The organism is Bdellovibrio svalbardensis, from assembly GCF_029531655.1.
GTDB lineage: Bacteria > Bdellovibrionota > Bdellovibrionia > Bdellovibrionales > Bdellovibrionaceae > Bdellovibrio > Bdellovibrio svalbardensis.
Genome location: NZ_JANRMI010000002.1, coordinates 616,273 through 640,808, shown reverse-complemented (window position 1 = coordinate 640,808; position 24,536 = coordinate 616,273). Strand labels below are relative to the sequence as shown.

The following is a 24,536-nucleotide window of genomic DNA, read 5'->3' as shown; positions in this document are numbered from 1 at the left end:
TTACCCCTTAAAGAGATGGCCAACATTAATGCTTGCCGAAGCAAACGCGCGCTTCGCTCTTTGACAAGACTCACACTCCCCGCACCATTTTTCGCCAGAGAAATAACATGGCCAAATCAATTCCCAAGGAACCTTCAGGCCCTGCCCCAAACGAACAATGTCAGGCTTATTTAAGTGAGCCGTATAACAGCCCACAGTCACATGATTTGCAGTTGAATACCAAAGAGACTTTGTCGCTTGCTCCAAGAACTCCCGGGAGTTATCCGGAAAGGTGGCCGCCTCTTCAGCGTTAAATCCAGGGATAACAGCATCCGCTCCCAAAGCCTCAGCATAGGCCGCGGCGATATTAATAAAAATACCATTTCGATTAGGAACCCAGACCGATTTTGCAGTTTCTCCGGATTTTTGAAGATTATCGATTTCCACATCTTTGCCTGTCGGCACCGCTTGATCTTCGACAATCAAAGAAGACTTATTGAAATCCTTAAACCAGGTCACGTCCATGACCTTGTGGGGAATCCCCAGATGCTTAGCAATTTTAGCCGAGTGTTCGATTTCTTTTACTGCCGCTCTTTGGCCATAATTGAAAGTCAAAGCCAAGACCACTTCATGGTGATGTTTGATCGCTTCAAATACGTTGACCGTCGAGTCCAGACCCGAAGATAGAAGAGCCACTACTTTTTTTGATTTTCTCATGTCGCAGCCTTCAGATCACGAATAAGAATTTGAATGGTTTTTTGCCCAGCAAAGTAATTCCACTGAAGCTCACCCAAGATATTATAGAATCCCGGCACCGCTTGAAGAGTTTCAATCTGCCGAGGAGTCGGAGTAAATAACAATGCTTCCATCGACACATGAGTTTCGGGATCCGCCAGCTTCAAACGAAGATGACCACCTTTGAGCTCACGCTTAGAAAGAATTTCGATATTGCTAAAATGAAGAAGCGGAACTGTAAAGCCCGCCCCGAAAGGACCGACAAAGTCATACCACTTCATTAGTCCAGAGCTCACTTCAGGAAGTTTTGCTTCAATATCGTAGTACACTTCCAAAGGCTTCGGTTTTTCACGAAGCTCTTCAAAATGTTCCGCTAACTTATCGATAAACATCGGAACTTTGGTTTCAGCAATTTCAAAACCAGCTGCCGCCGAGTGACCACCAAAGCGACTCATAAGCTCAGCCGCAGATCCCATCGCCTGAACCAGACAAGCTTCCTGGCCTTGTGGAAGTCTGGCACTTCCCACGATCATTCCGTCATCTCCCAACGAACCCACAAAGGCCGGCTTGTTGAAAACTTGGGTCAACTTAGTTGCAATCAAACCAACCACACCACGGTGGAAACTCTTGGACGCTACAAAAACAAAGTCCTTATGAGGCCAGTCTTTAAGTTTTTCTTGAGCTTCTATTTCAGCATCGCCTTGAAGCTGCACACGTGTTGAATTGTTCTTCATCACAGTGCGAACCATATCGCGAGCCAAGGCTGGATCATCTAAAAGGAAAATATCAACAGGAAGAATACCCGACTCCATACGAGACAAGGCATTCAATTTAGGAGCGAATCGAATCGCCACATCTTGGCTTGTTAGAGGTCGACCAGTCAGATCTAACTCTTCAAGTAAAGCTCGAAGTCCGGCTCTTTTGGTCTCTGCCAACTTCACCAAGCCATGCTTAACTAACACTCGGTTGTCATCAACCAAAGGCACCATATCGGTCAAAGTGCCAATCGTGAAGTAATCCAGAACCTCTTTTAAATCCCAATTGTTTTTAGGTAGTTGTGGATGATCCTGAAAGTATCTTTTAAGCCCACGAAGCAAATAGAAGGCAACACCGGCTCCGCATAAATAACCTAAAGCAGATTCGCAAGTTCCTTGATTGGGATTTACAACGACATAAGCATTGGGAATAGATTCAGCAGGCAAATGATGATCCGTTAAGATCACATCAATACCCAACTCACGAGCCTTGTCGACAGCAGCATGAGCCGTGATACCCACATCGACCGTGATAATAACACTAACGCCTTGAGCTTTTAATTCTTCAACCACTGCCGCATGAAAGCCGTAACCTTCAGACAAACGCTTCGGCTGATAATGCTGAACTTCCGGAAAACCCAAAGCCAGCATTCCTGTTTTCAACAGCGCTAGACCCGAAGTTCCATCAAGGTCAAAGTCAGCATAGATGCAGATTTTTTCTTTATTGAGATAGGCTTGGCCCAGGCGCTCAAGAGCTTGAGACATCCCCTTGAGTTCAAGAGGATCTTTCAAATCAGCGAGCTTTGGAAAAAGAAGCTTATCGACTTGCTGAGATTCAGTGAATCCACGAGCTGCGAGAAGCTTACCAATAAGCGGGGGCCATTGCTGCCCCTCAACTGGTGGAGGTGTTGCCACCCCAACCATACTTACTGCTTCTGCTTCACGCAGTTTCCATAATGGATTCACGAATACTCCGGTACATTCCCCCAAGTGGGGAATCAATGTTTAAAAGCAGCTTAAGCAGCCACTTTTTTTGAAGTCAATTTATCCATCAGAAGCACGATCGGCGCCGCTACGTAAATTGACGAGTAAGTTCCGAATACGATACCGATACAAATCGCAAAAGCGATATCCGCAACAGTACCACCAGAGAACAAGAACAAGCACAAAGCTGATGTGAACACTGTACCAGAAGTAATCAAAGTACGGTGAAGCATATCATTGATCGCTTTGTTGATAATGAATCCGTAGCCCTTGTCATGGTAATGAGAGTCTGTCTCACGAATACGGTCAAACACAACGATGGTATCGTTCAGAGAGTAACCGATCAAAGTCAGAATCGCCGCCAAAATAGGAACATTCACTTCTTTGCCTACCAAGACGAAGATCGCCAAAGTGATCACCGCATCATGGAACAAACAGAAAACAGCGCCTGGAGCGTATTTAAAGTCGAAACGAATTGCCACGTAGATCAAGATCACAAGCAAGCAATAGAACACTGCCAACAATCCATTACGCTTCAACTCCGCACCAACTTGAGGTCCCACGGTATCAACTCTGCGGATCTCAGGATTGTGAGAAGCAAATTGAGTCGTGATAACGTCTTTAATTTTTGAGATATCCGTATTCAAGATGTCGTTCGTTTCTTTATCAGTAGCACCCTGCTTACCCTGGAAACGAATGATGAATTCGTTGGCGCCTTCACCGAAAGATTGAACGCCCACTTCACCCAATTTCAATTCATCAACAGAACTACGAACTTGATCAATTGAAACACCTTTATCGAATCTTACTTGGAATTCAGTACCACCCTTGAAGTCGATACCGTAGCTGATACCGCGAACCGCAAGGAACGCCAAAGAGGCCACGACAAGAAGAATAGAGATCCCTGCGAAGATGCCTACTTTACCTACGAAGTCGTATTTACCAGATGATTCTGTCACAGTTTTTTTGTTAGTCATTTGTGCACCCATATTAAATAGACAACTTCTTAACGTTAAATTTAACCATCAATTGGTCTACGATAACTTTTGATACGAACACGTTCGCAAACAATGTTGTTGCGATACCGATCAACAAGTTCACCGCGAAACCACGCACTGGGCCCGTACCGAAGTACAAAAGAACCACAGCTGTTGCCGCTGTCGTTACGTTACCATCGATAATCGCTGACATCGCTCTGTGGTATCCTTCTTTGATTGCCACTTTCAAGCTATGTCCCATTGCCAGCTCTTCCTTGATACGTTCATTGATCAGAACGTTCGCATCGACCGCAAAACCAACCGTCAAAGCGATCGCCGCGATACCAGGCAAGGTCAAAGTTGCACCAAATGAAGTCAACAAAGCAAAAACACCCGTGATATTGATGATCAATGAAACGTTCGCGATAGCGCCCATACCTTTGTAGTAGATCAACATGAAAAGGATGATCAACGCCGCACCAATATAGGCACCCATTTTCGCTTTCGCGATAGAGTCAGCACCCAAAGTTGGTCCCACACGTCTTTCTTCCAACTGCTCCAATGTTGCAGGCAATGCACCCGCACGAAGAGCCGTTGAAATCATTTTAGCCTCATCCATCATGCCGTTACGGTCACGACCGCCACCCAATGTGATCACGGCTTGTCCACCAGCAATACGATCACGCACGCTTGGAGCTGATTTTACGATTTTATCCAGAACGATCGCCATCTGCTTACCTACGTTGTTACCCGTAAGATCCGCAAATTTGGTAGCGCCTGCAGTATTGAAGTGCAAAGAAACCTGAGGACCACCGTATTGGTCGTAACCAACAAAGGCGTCATCCAAAGCTCCACCCGTCAAATCTGTATCAGTTCTTAGCAAGAAAGGAATTGCGCCCGCCTCCATAGAAGCTGCGTTCGGAGCTTTCTCAAAATACAAAACAGTTTTTTCCGGAAGCTTTCCTTTAAGGTCAGCATTCAACTTATTTACATAGTCAGAATATTTCATTCCGGCCATTTTGTAGTTACCTGCTTTTTCCGCATCAGCGATCAAAGCTTGCAACTCTTGTTGAGTTTTTTCAGTTGAAACGATCATAAAGTCCAATTTTGCAGTGGTATTGATCAACTGTTTCGCTTTTTCAGCGTCAGCCATACCCGGCAATTGAACAAGGATACGGTTTGAACCCTGCTGAGAGATAGAAGGTTCCGCAACACCGAACTCATCGATACGGTTACGGATTGTTTCGATCGCTTGCTGAATGACGCGATTTTTGTATTCAGTCAAATAAGCGTCGAAGTAACGAGCCGTTACTGAATTATCAGTAGAACCTACAACTTGAAGAGTCGTTGGGTATTTCTCTGACAAAACTTTTTCTGCTTTCTTTTTCGCTTCCGCATTAGCAACAGTGATGATCACTTCACCAGCTTCAGGCTTGTCTGTTTTTACATCAGCGCCTTCAACTTGATCTTTTGCCAGGTCAGCTTTGATAGAAGCCACCATGCGTGTTGTGCTTTCTTTAACAACGCCGTCTACGTCAACGCCCATAACCAGGTGCAAGCCACCTTGGATATCTAGTCCGTAGTTCAGTTTTTGCTTAGAAGGCCACCATGAATTTTCTGAAAAACTCACGATATTTGGCATAACCCATACAAGGGCCAACACAATACCTGCGGCCGCGCCAATTGTTCTCCAACGAAGTCCGTCCATTATTTCTTTTCCTCTGTTGCTGATTTCTGAGTTGTAGCGATTTGAGTACGAAGCATTTTAACTTTAACACCATCAGCGATCTCAACAGTCACGAATTGATCCGTGATGCCTTCAATACGACCCAAAATACCTGAAGTCGTGATCACTTCGTCGCCACGTTTGATTTCCGCCAAGAACTTTTGGTGTTCTTTTTGTCTTTTTGATTGTGGGCGAATGATAAGGAAATAGAAAATAACGAAGATAAAGATGAATGGAACAAACATCTCAAAAGCTGATGGTTGTCCACCAGCCGGAGCTGCGGTTTGTGCGTGTGCTGTCGATACAAGTAGTCCTAATAACATTGAGTCCTCCGTGGAATGCTTTGCCGGCATAGCCGAACAAGATAACGCTAAAATTCAGCATTATTATCGGGAAGAATCAATAGTTTAGTCTACTTCGACTTCTTTACGAAACGCGTTAAACAGTCGTCACGGAACTGCGCCCAACGACCTTCTGCGATCGCCTCACGGGCTTTTTCCATCAACTTCATATAAAAATGAATGTTGTGAATCGTGTTCAAACGAGAGCCTAAAATTTCACCACTCAAGAAGAGATGGCGCAGATAAGCCTTAGAATAGTTCTTACATGTATAGCAATCACATTCTGGATCGAGCGCAGAGTCGTCTTCACGGTACTCTGTACGCTTGATGCTCACTTTGCCCTGCCAAGTATAGATCGTCCCGTTGCGGGCCACACGCGTAGGAATGACGCAGTCAAACATATCAATGCCTGCATCTATTGCGATAATTAAATCTGTCGGAGTTCCCACACCCATCAAATAGCGCGGCTTATGTGCTGGCATTTTAGGTGCTACATTTGGAAGCAACTCATGCATCAAGTGAATAGGCTCACCTACGCTGAAGCCGCCTAAAGCGTACCCAGGAAGATCCACCGAAGTGACCTGTTCCAGACTTTTCAAGCGATGCTCAAGACTCAAACCACCTTGAACGATACCAAACAGCAAGCTTTCCTTGCGAGTCATGGCCGCCTTAGATCGAAGCAACCAACGGTAAGTCAGAGCCATCGACTTTTCAATTTCAGCGTCTGTGGCTGGGTACTGCAAACACTCATCGAACGCCATGATGATGTCAGAGCCAAGATCCATTTGGATCTCCATGCTCTTTTCTGGAGAGATAAAATATTTCGCGCCATCAAGGTGGGAACGGAACTCAACACCCTCTTCACTCATCTTACGAAGGTTCGATAAAGAGAATACTTGGAAACCACCAGAATCCGTCAGGATCGGGCCATGCCAATTCATGAACTTGTGAAGTCCACCCATCTTTTTGATGGTTTTTTCGCCAGGACGAAGATGCAAATGATAGGTGTTACCCAAAACAACTTGAGTGCCGCAATCCTTTAGTTCTTCAGGAGTCATGGCCTTTACTGTAGCTTTCGTTCCCACCGCCATAAATACCGGGGTTTGAACAGGTCCGTGAGCGGTCATCAAAGTCGCGCGACGCGCATTGCCTTCAGTTTTATGAACCTTAAACTCACCCAGTTTCATATTGGCAGTCGTTCCGACTGACATGTCAGATTGGGTTTCAGATTTAGCATCAGATGTCATTTGGTGTTTTCCGTCCAGCACGTCAGGTCTCCGTAAGAAAAGAGCCGGAACTTTCTCTCAATCGCCCATAAGTAGCAAGCTTTTACTGTTTCCAGAGAAGAAAATGCAGCCACCAAAGCCAATAAAGTCGACTGAGGCTGATGGAAGTTTGTTAAGAGGCGATTGACGATTTTAAAGCGATATCCAGGCTGAATTAAAAGCTTGGTAAAACCTCGGAACCCCTCCGTCGCGGAACCCGACAACAGCCCCCCGGCCGCACTCTCCAAAGAGCGTGTGGAGGTCGTTCCCAGGGACCAAATATTTCGGCCCTCACTCTTCGCTTTGAGAATTTTCTGCCAGGTTTCTGAGGAGATCTCAACATACTCTTCGTGCATATCATGGTCATTCAAATCATCTGCCGTGATTGGCAGGAAAGTGCCCAGGCCGACATGTAAAGTGACCTCACAAATATCAACACCCTTTTCTTTAAGTGCTGCCATATCTGCGTGTGAAAAATGCAAACTGGCCGTGGGTGCCGCAAAACTTCCCGGTGTTTTGGCCCAGGCCGTTTGATACCAAGATTCATCGGCTTCTACAGTGTGACGGGCATTCCGAGCCTTTTGGATATAGGGAGGCAAAGGCAGCTCAGCGACTTTTTGAAAGTAATCTTCTTGAACAGATTCACTCAAGCGAACTGTCTGAGGACGTCCTTTCTGAATGAGAGTCATTTTAACGCCCAAAGGAAGCTGCAAATCCTCACCCAGTTTATATTTTTTTGAGGGAAACAGAACTTCCCAATCCGTCGCATTGATCTGTTTCAAAAAGAGGATTTCCACATCGCCCGCGAAAACTCGGCGTTTTAAAACCTGGGTATTGTTAACAACTAAAATATCACCCGCCGGAATCTTATCCATGAGACCTTTGAGCGTAATCTCTTCGGGTTCGCCATTTTCTTTCACCCACATCACGCGTGAGGGCCTTTGAGGAGAGGTCGCAATCAATTCTTCGGGATATTGGAAATCCAAATCTGAAACTTTCATAAGGGAGCTTTTAGTCCAATTGCGGGGCTACGCGCAACCCTTTTGATGCATTTCAACAGGAGGAACCCCCTCAGGGTAAGTTCGCACCTAATAGAAATTGCTGTAGATTGCGACAAAGACCAAAAGGACAAAGAATGGAATATACAATTTCATGATGAACTCCGACGATGCTTTCTCAGATGTATCCTAGGCGATGGAACGAAAAATAATTTTTAAAGAAAATATTCTTATCTTCAAAGAAAACGCTGATCCCTTGTTAAGAGTCAGCCCAGGACATGGGGCTGCCAAAGGACAAGTTGCCCTCTTAAAGCAGACCGGTAACGATTTCTTTAAAAAAGGGAGTCCGCATGGAAATCAAATCTCAACATAGCTCAGATCCGAACGTGCAAAAACTCGGTGAACTTATTAAACATGTAAAGATAGCTATGCTGACGACCATCGGTAGCGATAAAAAACTGCACAGCTCTCCACTACTCACTCAAGAGGTGGACTTTGATGGCGACCTTTGGTTTTTGATTTCCAAACAGTCGCAAAAGATCACAGACATTGCGCAAGAAAATCGCACCAATGTTTCGTATGCCTCTTCGACCGGAAAATATATTTCCGTCACTGGGTTCGCAGAGCTTGTAGATGATAAAGACAAGGTCAACGAAATTTGGAGCCGCTCTTATCAAGATTGGTTCCCGCAGGGCCCCCTGGATCCAAACATTCAACTCTTAAAAATCAACGTTGAGAAAGCCGAATACTGGGACGAGCACACTTCCCCTTTTTCGCGAATTCTTGAATTCGCTCACCTCACGAAGAGCCACGTATCGAAAAAAAGTGAGCACGGAACTTTGGATCTGAATCACTAAGTATCACATTTGCGATCTTAGGAATCTTTCAAGATCCACATCCGGGGGCGCGGCAATACCTGTCCCCGGCAAGGGCCCCGTTAGCTCTTCCAAAGAATAGTCCATTCGAAGCTCAAACTGACGCTCCCACTGATAGCGAATCCACTTTTCCCGGGTATACCATTCACGTTTTGTCTGATCATCATGACAAGAGGAGAGTTCCTTCTCATCTGTTGCTCCCCAGCGAAGTTCGACACAGTGATAGGGATCAAAGCTTAAATCAAACAGTCTACGCCGAACGTCTTCCAAATTCATTTTTACAATCAGACCATTCGTCGTGGTGTAAGATAACTCGCAGGATTTCGCGCCACGCTCATAGGCTGCTAGCAAATCTTTGGGAAGGTTTTTCCCCTTATACACAATCGTTGAATCACCTGCTTTGTGACGGGCAATGTAGTTCTTAGATTGATTTAACAACTCCATAAATGTCACTTTCAGGCGAGCATCCCGCGCTGGACTGGAGTAGTCCTCCCACTCTCCCATGGTTCCATAAATATTTTCAGGCAGGCGCTCGGGATGTTCTTTATTCTGGACACCAACCTGAATCGCGGTATCGACGGCGATCACACGGTCCTTAAGGCTTTCACAAATATCGGCGACATCTTGCTGCATATCCAGAATCGGATCCAAACGCAGCTCTCCCTTCGCCATTCTTAAGCGGACATAGTCATAGTAGGAAACGGATTTTCCGCGGAAGATAAACTTCCCCTTGCTCCAATTGCCACCGGGATCCGGCTGCGTTCCATAAAACTGTTCGGTTCCAAAGAGTGGAAGTGAAGCATTCTTTGCACCTACTATTTGTCCACCAACATAGACCCCTTCCGAGTCCTTAGTTGCACCCACGAGAGAAAGAGGTCGAAAATTTTTAAAGCCTGCACCCTGCTCCGGAATACTGCGCATAAATTTCGAATTGAACATTCCCGCGCTGACTGTGTTATCAGGGTGGCCATCAATATAGTAAACGCGACCGTCATCCCCGATTTTATAGATGATAGTTACGTGCCCATTCGGGTCATACATGACGGTCCCAGGGCGAATACTTTCGCGACTGATTTTCACCGGATAAAAATCCGTAAAAAGATTTCCATCTTCAGTTCCAATCATCCGGAAATTCGCGGACCAAGTTAGCTTTTTCAAATTGTCATTTAGAAAATTCACTGCATTGGGATAACTTGAAGCCAGCCACTCTTCCGATATAGAGCTCAAACTGGCCAGCAAATCGAATCTTGCGATAACCATATTTCCATACGTGGTGTAACGCAAATCGCCTTTATTGCCTGGAACAGGTCTTGCCGTGACCATACTTTCGTAAGACATGGGCAAACCATTTTTCCAGGCGAAATAGGATCTTAAATAATAAGGAAAATCAGCGCAGTCCGCAGTGGGTTTTAATTCAGGAGGATCGGACGCTCGATAGGGATTCGCCGTCGATGCCAGACACTTATCGACACGGCCACATTTGCGTTTTTCAATGGCCTGGCCAATGCTTGCAACGAATTCTCCGAATTTTATTTCATCTTGTTCTGTCCAAGTAAGCTTTGTGACTCGCCAATCTGAAGATGTTGCCGCGGCAATGGCAGAACTTGAAAACAGCAGAAGTATGAATCCGACAATCCCATTCATAATCCCCTCCCTCGATGCAACTTCCTTTAAGTTACTCTGCAGGCGAAGGCAGTCACATTGTTTCGGGAAGAATGGGCCGCTTTATGACTTGGTTTTAATAACTTTGAAATGATAACCCACAACAAGATGCAGGATCACAGATTTTCTAGAGAAGTGTGTAGACCAAGAAATGGCCTTCACGGATTTCGTATTTCACATCGCTGCCAAGAAGATCGAATCCATAGCGAGTGCCCCATGTAGAAGGATCCGTCGTTGGAGCCTGGCGTTTTTTAAATGCGGGTCTGGGATCAAGCTCAAGAACCTCAATAATCAATGCACGAAGATTTTTTTCGCCAGAAGGATCCCGCTTCAGAATTTCCGCTTCTGCCTCTTCGCTAAACTTCACGGGAGTGCGTGCGATTGGCTCTGAAGCCCAACCTGCGTTCGCCTCCGGAATCGAGTCAGCATAGGGAATATAAGGCTTAATGTCCAAGACTGGAGTGCCATCGAGAAGATCCAGACCACCGACGTGAATCTCAGGGCCCCCGACAGCATCAAAATCCACTTTTTCAAGAGTGACCGCCGACAAACCAATAGGATTGGGACGATGTGGAGAGCGCGAAGCCAGAACACCGACTTTGCGAGCACCCCCTAAACGTGGAGGCCGAATGCTCGGTTTCCAATTTCGGCCGCCGTGCTCGTGAAAAACAAAAACAATCCACAGATGACTGAACTCTTCAAGACTGCGCAGGGCGGTTTTCAAATCAGGGTCGGAGTGAATTTTAATCACTCCCTTGGCCTGGGAAACCAGACCGGGCTGACGTGGGATTCCGAACTTATCTTTGAACGGAGATCTCACATGCCCGATGGCTTCAAATTCAAAAACGTCGCTATTCTTTGGGGCCTTGTGGGCCTTCTGGGCGCGTTTTTCCATCATTAGACGCGAGGAAGTGCCACAACACCGATTTTGATCACATTGCCGTCGATATCCGAAATCTCTGTGTGCTTACCTGTTGGCTCAGCCGACAAAGCTAAAACATTCAAATTCTTCGTCAAAGTTTCAGAAACGATCATCTCTTTGTGAGCATTCAAAGCTTCAAGAAGCGCCCCGTCGCAGGCGATTTCCAAAGTGATCTTATCATCCATTTGGAAGTCCGCTGTTTTACGAGCCACTTGAATCTTACGCATGATCTCACGAGCCAGACCTTCACGCTCTTGCTCTGGAGTCACAGTTGGATCCACTTCGATCGAAACAATTTGATGAGTCGAAATGTTCGCATTGTCACCTTTTGGACCACGACGGATTTCAACGTCTGAAAGTTGAATCTCTTCACCTTCCACCAAAACTGTTTCGCCCTTTTCAAGCTTCAACAAGCTTTCCAAAGACAATTTTTGGATACCAGCGCCAACCGCCTTCATCTTAGGTCCAAGGCGTTTACCCAAGACAGGGAAGTTCGCCTTGGCCGTGATTTGCACGTACTGGTCTTCATTGGCATCGTATTTCACTGTGCGGAAGTTCAATTCATCAATAAAGTAAGGTTCAAACTTCTTGAGGGTCTCAAGCACTTGAGGACTTCTGTGAATGATTTTGATCTCGCGAAGAGGGATCTTCGCTTTCACAGAAATCTTCTCACGGTGATTACGTCCCAAGGTCACTAGAGCATCCATCGCCTTCACAGCTTCTTCCAAATCAGGACGAAGCATTGTCAGATCAGCTTCAGGGAAGCTTTCCAAGTGAACGCTGTCTTTCTTATTTGGCAAGACTTGCGAAAGATTTTTGTAAGTCACTTCCGACATGAACGGAGCAAACGGCGCCATCAAACGAGAAAGCGTCGTCAGAACCTCGTGAAGAGTTTCATAAGCATAACGTTTCTCTTCAGGCATGCCCTCTTGCCAGAAATGACTGCGGTTGAAACGGATGTAGGTGTTTGTTAGATCTTCAATAAACTGCAAAAGATGCGGAACCACGTTGTACAAACGGTAAGCGTCCATCTCTTTGTGCGTATTTGCAATCAAACCATTCAAACGAGAAAGCACCCATTGATCCAGGATGTTTGGAGACTTCTTGGCATCACCCTTAGGCACGAAGCCATCGATGTTCGCATAGTTCGCAAAGAAGGAATAAGAATTCCACCAACGAAGAAGGATCTTACGAACGATATCGTAAACGCCTTTTTCAGAGAATTTCAATTCCTGAGCTTTCACAACCGGAGAGTCAATCAAGTACAAGCGCAATGCATCTGCACCATGCTGATTCAATACTTCCATAGGATCTGGATAGTTGCGCAAGCTCTTAGACATCTTACGACCGTCTTCAGCCAACACAAGACCATTCACAACGACGTTCTTGAATGGAGCTTGATTAAACAAAGCCGTTCCGATGACGGACAAAGTATAGAACCAACCACGAGTTTGATCCAAACCTTCAGCGATGAAGTCTGCAGGGAAAGCTTTTTTGAAATCTTCAACATTCGTGTTGGGATAGCCCCACTGAGCATAAGGCATAGATCCTGATTCAAACCAGCAATCAAGAACTCCCTCAACGCGTTTCAAATCTGATTTACCAGTTGGCGACGGAATCGTCACATTGTCGACGAATTCAATATGAAGATCGTCGATCTTCTGACCCGAAAGCTTTTCAAGCTCATCGCGTGAACCCACGCAGATGACTTCGCCTTCCGCGTTTCTCCAGATTGGCAATGGAGTTCCCCAGAAACGATTGCGGGAGATCGCCCAGTCTCTGGCATTTTCCAGCCAGTTTCCGAAGCGGCCGTCACGCAAGTGGTCTGGCACCCACGCCGTCGTTTTATTATTAGCGATCAAGTTTTCTTTGATTTTTTCAACTGCCACGAACCAGCTTGAAACCGCACGGTAGATGAGAGGCGTGTCTGAACGATAGCAGAACGGATAGCTATGCTGGATCGTATCTTGTTTCAAGATATGACCGCGCTTCTTAAGATCCGCAATGATGTCCTTATCCGCTTCCTTCACGCGCTTGCCTTGATAGTCCGGCACCTCAGCGGTGAACATCCCGTCGTCGTCGACAGGATTCACAATAGGAATTCCCGCCTTCGCACAGGCATAGTAGTCTTCTTCCCCGAATGCCGGAGCCATATGAACGATACCAGTACCGCTGTCCGTCGTGACGTGATCTGAAGCGATCACACGGAAAGCCCCTTTTTCAGCGCGATCCCCGAAGTAAGGGAAAAGCGGAGCATAAGTCAAATCGACCAGCTCTTTCCCTTTCATCATACCCAGAACTTCAACTTCATTATCCGGATCTTTGAAAGTTCCCGCGAGCAAAGCCTGTGCAAGAATCAAAGTACGACCTGATGATTTCTCTTTGACCTTCACGTAGTCAATTTCAAGTCCTACCGCCAAGGCAAGATTTGAAGGAAGAGTCCAAGGAGTCGTCGTCCAAGCAAGCAAGTAGGTGTCAGCCTGGTTAGCCACTTTGAACATCACTGTCAAAGCAGGGTCCTGCACCATTTTATAATTCAAATTGGCTTCAAAGTTTGAAAGCGGCGTTGAGATCCCTACAGAGTAAGGAACAACTTTATAACCCTCATAGATCAAACCTTTTTTAAACATCTCTTGGAACACCCACCACACGCTTTGCATGAAGCTGACGTCCATAGTGAAATATGGATTTTCCATATCCACCCAACGACCCACTCTGCGGACTGTGATCTTCCACTCTTCAGAATAACGTTTTACGATGGAACGGCAGGCGTTGTTGTAATTTGCCACGCCCATTTTCAGAATGTCTTTACGACTTTCGATTTTATTGGCTTTGTTGATTTCGTACTCAACTGGAAGACCATGACAGTCCCAACCGAAGCGACGAGGCACTGTGTAGCCCTTCATCGTCCAATAACGAGGAACGACGTCTTTCAAAACACCAGCAAGCAAGTGCCCATAGTGTGGCAAGCCTGTTGCGAACGGAGGTCCGTCGTAGAAGCTGTAAGTCTTTTTCCCTTTTGGATCCAAAGACTGTTGGAAAATCTTTTCTTTATCCCAAAACTCAAGAATCGTCTCTTCTTGTTTCGCAAGTTGGACGTCAGGTTTTACGGCTGAATAAGGTGGTGTATTAGTTGTTGGGCGAGAGTTGTTTGCGTTTGTCATAGGTGGCTAAAAACTATCAGGTTTTAGCCTAAGATGCACCTATTTCAACCCCCCATCCAGACCCAATGCGCCATGCATCATTGGGGTTTTAGGGCTTCTGGAGAGGGGCTCGCGAAATGAACTACATGATTATTGCTTTAGACGCGTATCCAAGAGCTCATTGAAGGCCTCAAGCGCATCGACCCAAGTGAAGATCCCGACCAGCTTGTGATTATCCACCACCAAGACGGATCCATATTTATGCAAGGCCATTTCAGCACAAACTTCCCCCAAAGGGGCTTTTGGTGAAACCATATAAACATCGGGAGTGAAAGCTTCAGAAATCTTCACTTCTTCTGGATTTACATCCTTAAAGCTTTCAACAAGTTTCACATCACGATCTGAAAGAATTCCCACCAATTTGCCTGCATTCAAAACTGGTAAATGTCTAATACGCAGATCCGCCATCATTTTCTCAGCTTTAGCCAGACTTTGCTCAGAGCCAATTGTATGAGGTGCAGTTGTCATATATTTTTCGATAGTTGGAACGGATTTCATATTGTCTCCATTTTTTATAAATGCGGTGTCGACTCAGCGACAGCGTTACAAAAGACACAGCAACTCCAGTGCCAACGGTTTTTGGAATTTCGAGCACTTTTTCGGGACGAACCGTCCCCCTGCCGTGACAAAATGTCACAAAGTCCGTAGCCGCTACCCCAGAGGCAGATGAACTTCGAAGTTAGATCCTGTCTCTTCAGATGAAGACACACTCAGGAATCCACCCCAGGACTGCAAAAGCTTATACGAGGTCGCCAACCCCAAACCTGTTCCCTGACCAATCTCTTTTGTCGTAAAGAAAGGCGTAAAGAGTTTCTTCATTTGATCATCATTCATGCCACAGCCGTTGTCAGAAATCCGCACAACCAAAAAACTATCGTTCTTTATTGCCGTCACCGTGATTAAACCAGGGATGGAGGGACTCTGCAGTCTTTTCCTCTTCTCTTGAATGGCGTGAGTGGCATTCACTAAAAGATTTAAGAACACTTGAAACAAGGACGTATAAACCGCCTTAATTTCATAAGATTCTTCGACATTCAAATCCATCAGAATATTTTGTTTTTCCAATTCATGGTGGATGAAATCATTGATCTCCGAAAACAACGAAACCAGATGCACATCTTGAAGAGCCGTGCTCTCTTCGCCGCGAGCCAATTTTAAAAGACTCTTCACCAAATAAGAAACCCGATCAATTTGTTGCATGATAATTTCAGCGCCCACTTTGGCTGAATCCACAACCCCGGGGGTTAAAGAGATTATTTCCGCGCGCCCCCGAATGACCCCCAGTGGGGTTCCAATTTCATGAGCCAGGCCCGAGGCCATCACACCAATGCTGGCCAATCGCTCCTGCTGAATCATTCGCGCCTCTGAACGAGTTTTTTCAGTCACATCGCGCAGGCTAACCAGGTAGGCGGCCCGAGATTGAAAGTTGTAGTTTTTTGCAATCAGCTCGAAGCTTTTTGCATTGTCCCCATACCCCTTCGTGATGCGACCTTCTCCGACTTGAAAGATACCAAATTCAGGCCCCAACAACGACTCAACAGACAGACCAACAAATTCACCAACATCAGGGAACATTTGTTGCGCAGTACTGTTATTCCAGCAGATATTCCCACTCAGATCATAAATCAACAGACCATCGAGGTGCGAATCCAGCAAAGAGCTCAAGTTTTGCTCAGCTCTTTTTCTGCTGGTAATGTCGTAACGGATCGAAACAAATTCCTTGATCAAGCCTTTATCATCTTTAAATGGAATAATGTGGGTATGAACCCAATAACTGCTGCCATCTTTGGCTCTATTGCAGATCTCGCCCTCCCACTTATTGCCGGCCAGAATTGTTTTCCACATATTGCGAAAGAACTCTTTGGGATGCGTGGCAGAGTTGATGATGCGGTGATTTTGACCCAGCAGATCTTCTCGGGCATATTTAGAGATCTCACAAAACTTATCATTGACCTCAATAATATTTCCCTGAGGATCGGTAATTGCAACAATGGCACTTGCGTCCAGTGCGTGGCGAATTTTCAGAAGATAAGAATCGGCATCTTGCATTGCATTCATGCGGTTTATTTGTTATTCGCACAGGGACCGAATGCAAGATTATAGTGAGGACGTATGAATAAAATAATGATCATCGACGATGAACCCGCTATGGGGGCCATGCTTTCGGATTTTCTGAAGGCTCAGAACTACGAATCCGTTGTTTATGCATCCCCGGTGGAGGCCCTGCAAAATCTCTCCGAAGAAATCTCCCTGGTCATCACTGACCTTAAAATGCCACAAATGGATGGGATGACCTTTATTCAAGAGGCCCTCAAACTTCACCCAACCCTGCCCATTATTTTAGTAACAGCCTTTGGATCTATCGAAACCGCTATTGAAGCAACCCGCAAAGGAGCCTTCCATTTTCTAACGAAACCTTTGAAGCTCAATGAGCTGTTGGTTTATGTTGAAAAGGCCCTGCACTTTAGAAATATTCAACGCCATAATCTCGTTCTTAAGAATGAACTAAGAACCCAGCATTCTTTTGCTGGAATTATTGGCAAAAGTTCAGCGATGCAGAACATCTTTGATCTCATCCAGCGCATAGCCCCCTCAAATGCCAACGTCTTCATACACGGCGACAGTGGAACCGGGAAAGAACTCGTGGCCAGAGCCCTACACAAACTGAGCTCCCGCGCTGACAAGGCGTTTATTGCCATCAACTGCACCGCCATTCCCGACTCACTTCTGGAGTCTGAACTTTTTGGACATGCCAAAGGATCTTTCACCGGCGCTCATCAGCGCAAAAAAGGTCTTTTTGAAGAGGCCGAAGGGGGCACCATCTTTCTGGATGAAATTGGTGACATGGATCTATCCCTACAATCAAAATTACTGCGCGTCATTCAAGAGCGCCGCGTGCGCGCCGTTGGAGATAATGTCGACAAGCCGGTGGACGTGCGCATTGTGGTCGCAACCCATAAAGATTTGAAGACGGCCATTCGCGACGGTCGCTTCCGTGAAGACCTCTATTACAGACTCAGCGTCATTCCGCTCACCCTGCCACCACTTCGTCATCGCCGTGAAGACATCCCGCTTTTAGCTAACTTCTTTCTGGATAAATATAATGCACAGAATGGACGGCATATTTCAGGATTCACCCCCGCTGCTATTGCACAACTGTTGAATCTGAACTGGGATGGAAATATTCGCGAACTAGAAAATGTCATCGAACGCGCGGTCGTCCTTTGTAAAGACACAGTCATTGACAAGAGTGACCTGCCAGACGGAGAAGCTAATTCCAGCGAAAGCCTTTTTGCTCAAGCGTCTGAACATCTGCCTACCCTGGAAGATTTCGAAAAACGCTATATTCACTTCATCCTTAATAAGGTGGGCGGCAAAAAAGAAAAGGCGGCCCATATTCTAGGAATAAATAGACGCACTCTTTACAGAAAAGAAATTGAATACGGATGGGAAAAGAGTCCGTCAGAGTCTGAAGAACAAGAATCATAACTTGAAGCGTCGAGGACAAAACGACTCGGTTTGCGCAAAGATTCGAGACAGATTGTCTCGAATCTTTATTTAAAATTCAATTTTTCCTCTAAAAACAGTTGGCACCGTCCTTGCTCTCCCTAATTGCAACACCACCCTGCAGCCATCGATGGATGCAGTTAATTAAGGAGAGATCTCATGAAAGCATTTGTAGTTTCAACTATTGCAGCACTTCTTTTCGCACTTCCAGTTTTCGCGGAACAAGCTCCAGGCTCTAGCAAAGAAGTTCAAATCGGTATCAACAATGTTTATGTTCCCGGCGGCTTCGACTCAGGCTCTGATGTCTTTGTAGTCGTCAATGGCATCTTCCCAAATGGCTGCTACAAATGGAGTCGCGCAGACGTCACTAATAAAGACGCCTTCACTCATGAAATCAAATCCATCGCTGCGGTCAACCAAGGCATGTGCATCATGGTTCTCATTCCCTTCCAGAAAGAAGTTCAACTTGGAAAATTCAGCGCCGGCAAACACACTTTGCGTTTCTTGAATGGCGATGGAACTTACATCGAAAAATTGATGGATGTTGAATAGTCTTTTCCCCAAAGGGGTGCACCTCTTCCGTGCGCCCCTTTCCTTTTTTTCCTTCGACAGGTCTACTTATGAAATCTATCAGTCTCTGTCTTTTTGCATTAGCATTGATTTCTTGTTCAGATAATCAGCATCATGAAAGCATTTCATGGCATGCCGGAGATGATATTCGTCAATTACGTTTCCTCAACGAGATCGACACCCCTATCCCAAAAAGCATATCCGTCTTGAATGAACGCATTGAGTTCAGCCCTCAGGTGCACTCAGGCATCAGGATGGAAAACACCTTTGTCAAAAAAATCAGTTCCGTCGACGGACAACTTCAGTCCGTGCATTCCAACTACAATAGTAAGGCGGAAAAACTTAACCATTTGAACCATCAAGACTATAAAGTCAGCGAAGCTCTTCATAAAAAGATTCTCAATCAATTTATCAATGTCACCAAGGCTGACCTCAAGACTTTGGAGCCGGTCATTGACGAGCACAATCAAATCATGTGGCGTCTTCTATTCTTTGCACAAGATGGAACGCCTTATATTCTTAAATTTGACAAAGACCTGAAAGTCTTATCCGTTAAAACTGCCGGCACAAATCTTTTCGATGGAGCTGCGGTTATTTTCCCCCGCGGACCAAAATTCAGCGAACTGAAAGAAGTCTCCATAAAAAATCTGAGCTTCAAGCCAGCTCTTTCAAATCCTTTGTATTTGATCACATCACTCATCTCTACACCCTTTGCTGAAAACGAAAAAACTCTGCGCTTCAATCCTGAAGACCCTCGGTTTGATCAAATTCAAGTCTATTACTATGTCGGCAAAACCTTGGATTGGATTCGTGACGTACTAAAAATAGAAATTTCTATACCTCTTGATATTCAGATCCATGTCGGTGCACCTCAAAAAACCAATGCCGCTTTTTACTATGACGGAAAAATTCGTCTGGGTGCTGGTGATGATGTGGTCTATGGCAGAATTCCCCAGGATCCCAGCATTGTCTCCCATGAAGTGTTCCACGCCGTGGTTGACACTTTGGCGCATCTTCCCCACGAGGGACAAGGCGGCTCACTGAATGAAGCCTTCGCGGATTTCTTTACGGCGCAGCTGCTCGGCCGCCCTTACTTGGGTGAATCATCTTACCTTCAAGGTCCCTTTAAACGTTCTGTTGAAAATACCAAGAAGTGGTCTGAGCAAAGCGGCTTACTTTATGGAGACAGCTTGATCTTCAGCGGACTTCTTTGGGAGCTGAGCCAAAACATCGGCGAAGTAAAAATACGCATGGTCGCTCTTAAAACCCTCAGCCATCTCAATCCCGTCAGCCAATTTACCGACTTCAATACAGAATGCCGAAATGCACTTCAAGAATATCTTACATCCGAAGAACTGACTCGCGCCCAAGCCATTCTTAACAAACGAGGATTCCCACAATGAACTCGCTGATCATAGGACTCTGGTTTTTCAGCAGCTTAATTTACAATGGATCCCCAATGCCCAAACCCAACCCCGATCTGGTGATGACTCTTCATTTTGAAAGCCCACAGATCAACACCCTTCACTATTCACGTAAGCATGAATCCGGTTTCTGCGAGCGCAAAGCTCAGTATGAATATGACGGAAAAATTCTCAAACAAACTGTTGTCTGGGTGAATCCAGAGAACTCTCCAAGCTGCTCCCAGGACTCAGACATGCTTTTAGGACAAGTATCCACAACACCTGTTCGAATCAGCAATGAAGCTCTTTATATGGATCTACCACTGGGAGAAGAAGAGCTGACTTATGTTTGGACCAAATCTAATAACCAGGAGACACCATGAAACCTGAACTCAAAAACAACATGACCCATAGCTTAATTACTATCAGTAAAAACGCCACTGCGGCAGAAGCCTACAGTGTTATGAACTCAGAATGGATTCGCCATCTGCCAGTCATAGAAGATACCACGGATTATATCGTCGGCATTATTTCCGACCGTGATCTTTTAAAAGCTCCCCACTCCACGACGCCCATTTATTCACTCATGAGTTCCCCTGTGCGCTGTTTTGACATCAGCACCCCAGTGCGCACGGTAGTTAAGTCAATGATTGACAATAAACTCTCTGCCTTTTTGATTACAGACAAGAGCGAAGTGGCGGGAATCGTGACCAGCGAAGATATGCTACTTCTTTTGTCCCAACTTTTAAAAGATGACCACTCTGCAAAATGGATCCTAAGTGAGTTTCTGGTAAATCCAGTTTTGCAAAGATCCATCGACTTAGCAGCGCAAGCAGGTATTTGATTTTATGACAGTCACCGAGGCAGCTCCATTATTTCAAGAACTGAAAAAAGCCCTCCCCCAAGAGCTAGCTCTTATGGGAGGAAAAGCCTCGGCGCTGGCTATACTTGCACAGAAGAACTTTCCTGTTCCCCCAGGAGCGGTTCTTTTTCAACAACCCACTGATCTCAAAGACATGTCTGAATTATTCAACTGGTGGAAAGATCAAGGTTCTTTTCCCGTTGCTGTGCGCAGCTCCGCTTCGGGTGAGGATGGCACCGAAGTCAGTTATGCGGGACAATTCATTACGATCCTCAACGTGAAGACTCCGGAAGATCTTTCTAACGCCGTCAGTACCTGCTTCGAAGCTGTCCACAGAGTTCCCAGCCAATCCTACGCCGAACACTTTCAGCAACCTCAGATTCCCATGCATGTTCTTATTCAGCGCATGATCAACTCGCAGTTCTCTGGAGTCTATTTTTCTCAAGATCCGCGATCTGAGAATTCATCCTGGCTGGTTGAGATGGTCGAGGGACAAGGCGAGCAGTTAGTTTCAGGTCAAGTGACCCCTTATCGATTCTCTCAAGAGATGACTCCTGACACTCCCCACAATTGGAAAAAAGAATACCTCGAGACTGTCGTGCATTGGGGACAAGAAATTGAAAAGGCCTTTGGCTATTTAGCTGATATTGAATGGGCCATCGATCAAGAGGGACAATTTTGGATTTTACAATCTCGTCCGATCACGGCCAAGGGGACTTCGACATCGCGAAAAGAAGTTCTCAGCAATGAATGGCAAAAAGTCACTAAAAGCTATCCTGCCGACAGCGCCTGGGACGGCCATACCTTTGCAGAGTGGACCGGCATCCCCAGCGAACTCTCCTACGACATCTGGCGCAGTGCCTTTGAGAAAGATCACTCTTTCGATCTGGCTCTCAAATCCTTGGGCTACGAGGGCTTTGGTAAAAATGAATCGCACTTCAGCCTTCTCGAAAAAGTCTATGGTCGCCTTTATCTAAATCTTAAATCACTGGAGCCCATCTACTTTGGAACCTCGCCTTATAAGCTGATGTTCTTTCCCCGTCCTCACCTGGAATTCTGTTGGAGAAAACTCACCCCTGCCGTTTTGTTGCGAGCACCTTTGGGAATTGCGCAAATGATTCGGGTTGCCTGGACCATTCAGACGAATCGCAGCGAGCTTGCCAAGAGGGGTTTGGCTGCCGCAAAAAATATCCCGAGTTATAATATCGACCCTGTTTTTCTTTTTAAACAATGTCAGAGTATTGATCTTGAAGGCAAAAAACGTGAATTGCGAAAGTTGACTCAGGCCTTTTCTCAAAACTACTTACAAAGCACATTCCTACTTACGCTTTTGATCGAATCGACTACCCAAGGCCTTCTGGCTCTATTGACCAAAGATTTGGGTAAAGAAAAAGCTGCTGAAACAATCTACTTGCTGACAGGCCGTGGGCTGGAAACTATCGCCAACAAAATGCACAATGACCTGTCTGCGATTCAAAACAATGAAAGCCAATGGCAAATGTTTCTATCTCAATATGGCCATCGAGGCCCCGGTGAACTTGATCTTGCCAATCCTCGCTGGCTGGAAACAAGTCGTCCTAAGCACACAAGCAAACAGCAGGCAAGCCACTCTAAAACTTCAGCCGAAGATCTTCAAAAGGAAATCCTTGGAGAAATCTCCACATTGCGTCGACCCGTTTTTCTGCATGAATGGCAGGAACTCCAAAAGTTGATGCAGATTCGCGAAGAGATCAAGATGGCGCTGATGAAGCCCTATGCACAAATTCGCTGGCTGGCTTCTTCTATTGGAAATGAAACAGGATTCAGCAATGACGAAGTCTTCTGGCTTAGTCTGGACGAACTGTTGTCTTTAGAGCGACAGCAAGATAAAAAATCTTTTCATTCGATCATTCAGAAAAGAAAAGAAGAAGCACAGGTCATGAAGTCCGTAGACCTGCCGATGATGTTCTCTTTGCAAGAGCTCCAAGAGGTACTCAACCAAACTCCGCCAAAGAAAGACAATTCTGTTATAACAGGAGTTTCTTTGTCTCCAGGAGTCAGCAGTGGCATCGTTCACTTTGTCGACAATCCCGAAGGCGAAGACTTAGATAGCTGGCCTGACAATTATGTCTTGATTGCAGAAGCAACAGATCCTGGATGGACTCCACTGTTCGCAAGAGCGAAAGCTGTTGTTGTTTCACGCGGTGGCGTGCTATCTCATTGTGCTATTGTCGCTCGCGAAATGGGTCTTCCCGCAGTGGGCGAAGTTCGCGCCTTAAATTCTATTTTTAAAGAAGGTGAACGTGTTTGGGTTGATGGAAATCACGGCCTCATTAAACGAGCCCATTAAGCTGGCGATCATCCCAACGGTGGTTTTACCATTAACCGTGGTCGGGATGATCCTGACAAGTGTTGCAACCTGGGTTGCGGCCTTGTTTGGTATACAACTTAAAGCCGAAGGACCTAAAAGAATCTTTGAAGTTCTGATGAAACCAAAAGTACTACTGCTGGCGCTCCTGAGTAATCTTCTGGTCTATGGCGCAATCAGCGCAGGGAAATATGTCCTGGCGGGACCTTATCCGTTGTGGTGGGTTCATTTTCAGAACTCGCCGGCTCGGACTACAAATCTTCAATATGAAAACACGCTTACCCCAACCAATTCATTAACAGAGACTTCACCAAAAGTTGCTAGCGCGACAATTTCGTCTGTGGATCTTGTTTGGGAAAATAATCTAAAAGAATTGATTTTTGCATCTCCACAAGTCACAGGGAATTCTCTTTTTGCAGGCACTCAAAATGGTCGCCTGATAGAAGTTGATTTGGAAAATGGAAAAGTTATAAGAAAATTCGAAATTGGCAAACCTGTCATGACCTCTCCGACATTCTGGCAACAGAAGATCTATGCCGGAGAGGGCGTACACGACACCCACCATGCTCGCCTGTACTCTTTCGATCTAAAAAGTGGAGCCTTTCTTAAAGCATTTCAAACTCAAGGACATATCGAAAGATCCGCAGTTGTTGCACACATTGCAGATCGCGCCGTTCTTTTGGCTCCGGCCGGGAAAGACGGCCTTTATGCGATTGATCCCGTGACCATGGAAAAGATATGGCAAGCCCCTGTAGGTCATGTGGATTCTCATCCTCTTGCAGACTCTGAAAGAGTTTATGTCGGAACGGGACTCGAGATGGGTTATGCCGAAACCGCCACCAAAGTTTTTTCCCTGAATATTCAAACCGGCGCGATTGTATGGGAAAAATATTTACCAACATCTTCATGGGGCATTCCTGCATTTTGGAAAGACAAAATCTGCTTCGGTGTTGGCGATGTCTACAAGAACACTCATTATGGGCAGTTAACTTGCTATGACCGCCAAACCGGCCAGGAATACTTTGCCTTCAACACCACTGGTGCGCTAATCAGCCAGCCGACTGTAACAGGAGACCACCTGATAGTTTCTGATCTTTATGGAAAGATCTATCAGTTCAACTTGCACACCAAATCTTTAGACTGGACCATCTCTGTTCCAACTCGAAATGAAAGCTATGCTTCTGTGGTCTTAGATTCTCAAGATCGTTTGATTCTTCCAGGAATAGAGGGCCTTTACATCTACTCACGGCAAAATCAAAATCTGCTTTTTACTTGGAAACCCACAACTAAAGAAAATGCCCCTTGGAAAGGAACTTTTTCTAACGTGGTCTTTTTTAAAGACCTGTGGATTCTTGCCGACAAAGAGGGCGTCCTCCGAGCTCTTCGGATTAAGTAGACTCCTTGCCAGCATTAGGTATCTCTTTA

General features: G+C 45.7%; 20 protein-coding genes. 8 read left to right on the top strand and 12 right to left on the bottom strand.

From position 1 onward, the window contains the following. From queC to queA, 7 genes are all read right to left on the bottom strand, one after another. Complete coding sequence (gene queC, locus NWE73_RS08195; protein ID WP_277577819.1) at positions 1–696, bottom strand: 7-cyano-7-deazaguanine synthase QueC; 696 nt, start codon at positions 694–696, stop codon at positions 1–3. Further along, on the bottom strand, positions 693–2,435 hold the full coding sequence (gene recJ, locus NWE73_RS08190) for a single-stranded-DNA-specific exonuclease RecJ (RefSeq protein ID WP_277577818.1): 1,743 nt from the start codon (positions 2,433–2,435) through the stop codon (positions 693–695). The genes queC and recJ overlap by 4 nt, the downstream gene beginning before the upstream one ends. A 50-nt stretch (positions 2,436–2,485) precedes the next feature. Beyond that, the gene (secF, locus tag NWE73_RS08185; RefSeq protein ID WP_277577817.1) at positions 2,486–3,430 is read right to left on the bottom strand and encodes a protein translocase subunit SecF; all 945 of its coding nucleotides are present in this window, start codon (positions 3,428–3,430) and stop codon (positions 2,486–2,488) included. Between the two features lie 13 nt (positions 3,431–3,443). After that, positions 3,444–5,138, bottom strand: coding sequence for a protein translocase subunit SecD (gene secD / locus NWE73_RS08180; RefSeq protein ID WP_277577816.1), 1,695 nt, complete (start codon positions 5,136–5,138; stop codon positions 3,444–3,446). Beyond that, positions 5,138–5,479 (bottom strand): preprotein translocase subunit YajC, encoded by a 342-nt coding sequence (yajC, locus tag NWE73_RS08175; protein ID WP_277577815.1) that lies wholly within the window; start codon positions 5,477–5,479, stop codon positions 5,138–5,140. Before yajC ends, secD begins: the two co-directional genes overlap by 1 nt. Positions 5,480–5,568: 89 nt before the next feature. Further along, positions 5,569–6,708: a tRNA guanosine(34) transglycosylase Tgt gene (gene tgt, locus NWE73_RS08170; RefSeq protein WP_407652946.1), complete on the bottom strand. Its 1,140-nt coding sequence runs from the start codon at positions 6,706–6,708 to the stop codon at positions 5,569–5,571. Between the two features lie 32 nt (positions 6,709–6,740). Then, positions 6,741–7,763, bottom strand: a complete 1,023-nt coding sequence (gene queA, locus NWE73_RS08165) for a tRNA preQ1(34) S-adenosylmethionine ribosyltransferase-isomerase QueA (protein ID WP_277577813.1) — start codon at positions 7,761–7,763, stop codon at positions 6,741–6,743. 347 nt (positions 7,764–8,110) lie between these two features. Between queA and NWE73_RS08160 the strand changes: the two genes are divergently transcribed. Next, on the top strand, positions 8,111–8,617 hold the full coding sequence (locus NWE73_RS08160; protein WP_277577812.1) for a pyridoxamine 5'-phosphate oxidase family protein: 507 nt from the start codon (positions 8,111–8,113) through the stop codon (positions 8,615–8,617). A gap of 3 nt (positions 8,618–8,620) precedes the next feature. Here NWE73_RS08160 and NWE73_RS08155 read toward each other — a convergent pair whose 3' ends face one another. The 5 genes from NWE73_RS08155 to NWE73_RS08135 form a co-directional block, all read right to left on the bottom strand. Continuing rightward, a complete protein-coding gene (locus tag NWE73_RS08155) occupies positions 8,621–10,279 on the bottom strand; it encodes a hypothetical protein (protein WP_277577811.1) in 1,659 nt (552 codons plus the stop codon). A gap of 145 nt (positions 10,280–10,424) precedes the next feature. Continuing rightward, a complete protein-coding gene (tsaA, locus tag NWE73_RS08150) occupies positions 10,425–11,195 on the bottom strand; it encodes a tRNA (N6-threonylcarbamoyladenosine(37)-N6)-methyltransferase TrmO (RefSeq protein WP_277577810.1) in 771 nt (256 codons plus the stop codon). Beyond that, positions 11,195–14,383, bottom strand: a complete 3,189-nt coding sequence (gene ileS, locus NWE73_RS08145) for an isoleucine--tRNA ligase (RefSeq protein WP_277577809.1) — start codon at positions 14,381–14,383, stop codon at positions 11,195–11,197. The genes tsaA and ileS overlap by 1 nt, the downstream gene beginning before the upstream one ends. A 129-nt stretch (positions 14,384–14,512) precedes the next feature. Then, a complete protein-coding gene (locus NWE73_RS08140) occupies positions 14,513–14,920 on the bottom strand; it encodes a CBS domain-containing protein (protein WP_277577808.1) in 408 nt (135 codons plus the stop codon). 153 nt (positions 14,921–15,073) lie between these two features. After that, entirely contained in the window at positions 15,074–16,480 is a 1,407-nt protein-coding gene (locus NWE73_RS08135) for a PAS domain-containing sensor histidine kinase (protein WP_277577807.1), read from the bottom strand. Between the two features lie 54 nt (positions 16,481–16,534). Here NWE73_RS08135 and NWE73_RS08130 point away from each other — a divergent pair, with 54 nt between their 5' ends. From NWE73_RS08130 to NWE73_RS08100, 7 genes are all read left to right on the top strand, one after another. After that, on the top strand, positions 16,535–17,911 hold the full coding sequence (locus NWE73_RS08130; RefSeq protein WP_277577806.1) for a sigma-54-dependent transcriptional regulator: 1,377 nt from the start codon (positions 16,535–16,537) through the stop codon (positions 17,909–17,911). Positions 17,912–18,088: 177 nt separating this feature from the next. Beyond that, on the top strand, positions 18,089–18,481 hold the full coding sequence (locus tag NWE73_RS08125) for a hypothetical protein (RefSeq protein ID WP_277577805.1): 393 nt from the start codon (positions 18,089–18,091) through the stop codon (positions 18,479–18,481). 68 nt (positions 18,482–18,549) lie between these two features. Beyond that, positions 18,550–19,902: a gluzincin family metallopeptidase gene (locus NWE73_RS08120; protein ID WP_277577804.1), complete on the top strand. Its 1,353-nt coding sequence runs from the start codon at positions 18,550–18,552 to the stop codon at positions 19,900–19,902. Positions 19,903–19,958: 56 nt separating this feature from the next. Next, positions 19,959–20,285, top strand: a complete 327-nt coding sequence (locus tag NWE73_RS08115) for a hypothetical protein (protein ID WP_277577803.1) — start codon at positions 19,959–19,961, stop codon at positions 20,283–20,285. Further along, positions 20,282–20,746: a CBS domain-containing protein gene (locus tag NWE73_RS08110; RefSeq protein ID WP_277577802.1), complete on the top strand. Its 465-nt coding sequence runs from the start codon at positions 20,282–20,284 to the stop codon at positions 20,744–20,746. The genes NWE73_RS08115 and NWE73_RS08110 overlap by 4 nt, the downstream gene beginning before the upstream one ends. Before the next feature lie 4 nt (positions 20,747–20,750). Next, positions 20,751–23,093 carry a PEP/pyruvate-binding domain-containing protein gene (locus NWE73_RS08105; RefSeq protein WP_277577801.1) on the top strand — a complete coding sequence of 781 codons (2,343 nt, stop codon included), beginning with the start codon at positions 20,751–20,753 and terminating at the stop codon, positions 23,091–23,093. Continuing rightward, the gene (locus NWE73_RS08100) at positions 23,047–24,507 is read left to right on the top strand and encodes a PQQ-binding-like beta-propeller repeat protein (RefSeq protein ID WP_277577800.1); all 1,461 of its coding nucleotides are present in this window, start codon (positions 23,047–23,049) and stop codon (positions 24,505–24,507) included. The genes NWE73_RS08105 and NWE73_RS08100 overlap by 47 nt, the downstream gene beginning before the upstream one ends. Positions 24,508–24,536 lie beyond the last annotated feature (29 nt).

Bases quoted from the DNA above. Each gene is read 5' to 3' on its own strand.
- queC (WP_277577819.1), bottom strand. From the start codon at position 696: ATGAGAAAATCAAAAAAAGTAGTGGCTCTTCTATCTTCGGGTCTGGAC.
- secF (WP_277577817.1), bottom strand. From the start codon at position 3,430: ATGACTAACAAAAAAACTGTGACAGAATCATCTGGTAAATACGACTTC.
- secD (WP_277577816.1), bottom strand. From the start codon at position 5,138: ATGGACGGACTTCGTTGGAGAACAATTGGCGCGGCCGCAGGTATTGTG.
- yajC (WP_277577815.1), bottom strand. From the start codon at position 5,479: ATGTTATTAGGACTACTTGTATCGACAGCACACGCACAAACCGCAGCT.
- tgt (WP_407652946.1), bottom strand. From the start codon at position 6,708: ATGTCAGTCGGAACGACTGCCAATATGAAACTGGGTGAGTTTAAGGTT.
- queA (WP_277577813.1), bottom strand. From the start codon at position 7,763: ATGAAAGTTTCAGATTTGGATTTCCAATATCCCGAAGAATTGATTGCG.
- NWE73_RS08160 (WP_277577812.1), top strand. From the start codon at position 8,111: ATGGAAATCAAATCTCAACATAGCTCAGATCCGAACGTGCAAAAACTC.
- NWE73_RS08155 (WP_277577811.1), bottom strand. From the start codon at position 10,279: ATGAATGGGATTGTCGGATTCATACTTCTGCTGTTTTCAAGTTCTGCC.
- tsaA (WP_277577810.1), bottom strand. From the start codon at position 11,195: ATGATGGAAAAACGCGCCCAGAAGGCCCACAAGGCCCCAAAGAATAGC.
- ileS (WP_277577809.1), bottom strand. From the start codon at position 14,383: ATGACAAACGCAAACAACTCTCGCCCAACAACTAATACACCACCTTAT.
- NWE73_RS08140 (WP_277577808.1), bottom strand. From the start codon at position 14,920: ATGAAATCCGTTCCAACTATCGAAAAATATATGACAACTGCACCTCAT.
- NWE73_RS08135 (WP_277577807.1), bottom strand. From the start codon at position 16,480: ATGAATGCAATGCAAGATGCCGATTCTTATCTTCTGAAAATTCGCCAC.
- NWE73_RS08130 (WP_277577806.1), top strand. From the start codon at position 16,535: ATGAATAAAATAATGATCATCGACGATGAACCCGCTATGGGGGCCATG.
- NWE73_RS08125 (WP_277577805.1), top strand. From the start codon at position 18,089: ATGAAAGCATTTGTAGTTTCAACTATTGCAGCACTTCTTTTCGCACTT.
- NWE73_RS08120 (WP_277577804.1), top strand. From the start codon at position 18,550: ATGAAATCTATCAGTCTCTGTCTTTTTGCATTAGCATTGATTTCTTGT.
- NWE73_RS08115 (WP_277577803.1), top strand. From the start codon at position 19,959: ATGCCCAAACCCAACCCCGATCTGGTGATGACTCTTCATTTTGAAAGC.
- NWE73_RS08110 (WP_277577802.1), top strand. From the start codon at position 20,282: ATGAAACCTGAACTCAAAAACAACATGACCCATAGCTTAATTACTATC.
- NWE73_RS08105 (WP_277577801.1), top strand. From the start codon at position 20,751: ATGACAGTCACCGAGGCAGCTCCATTATTTCAAGAACTGAAAAAAGCC.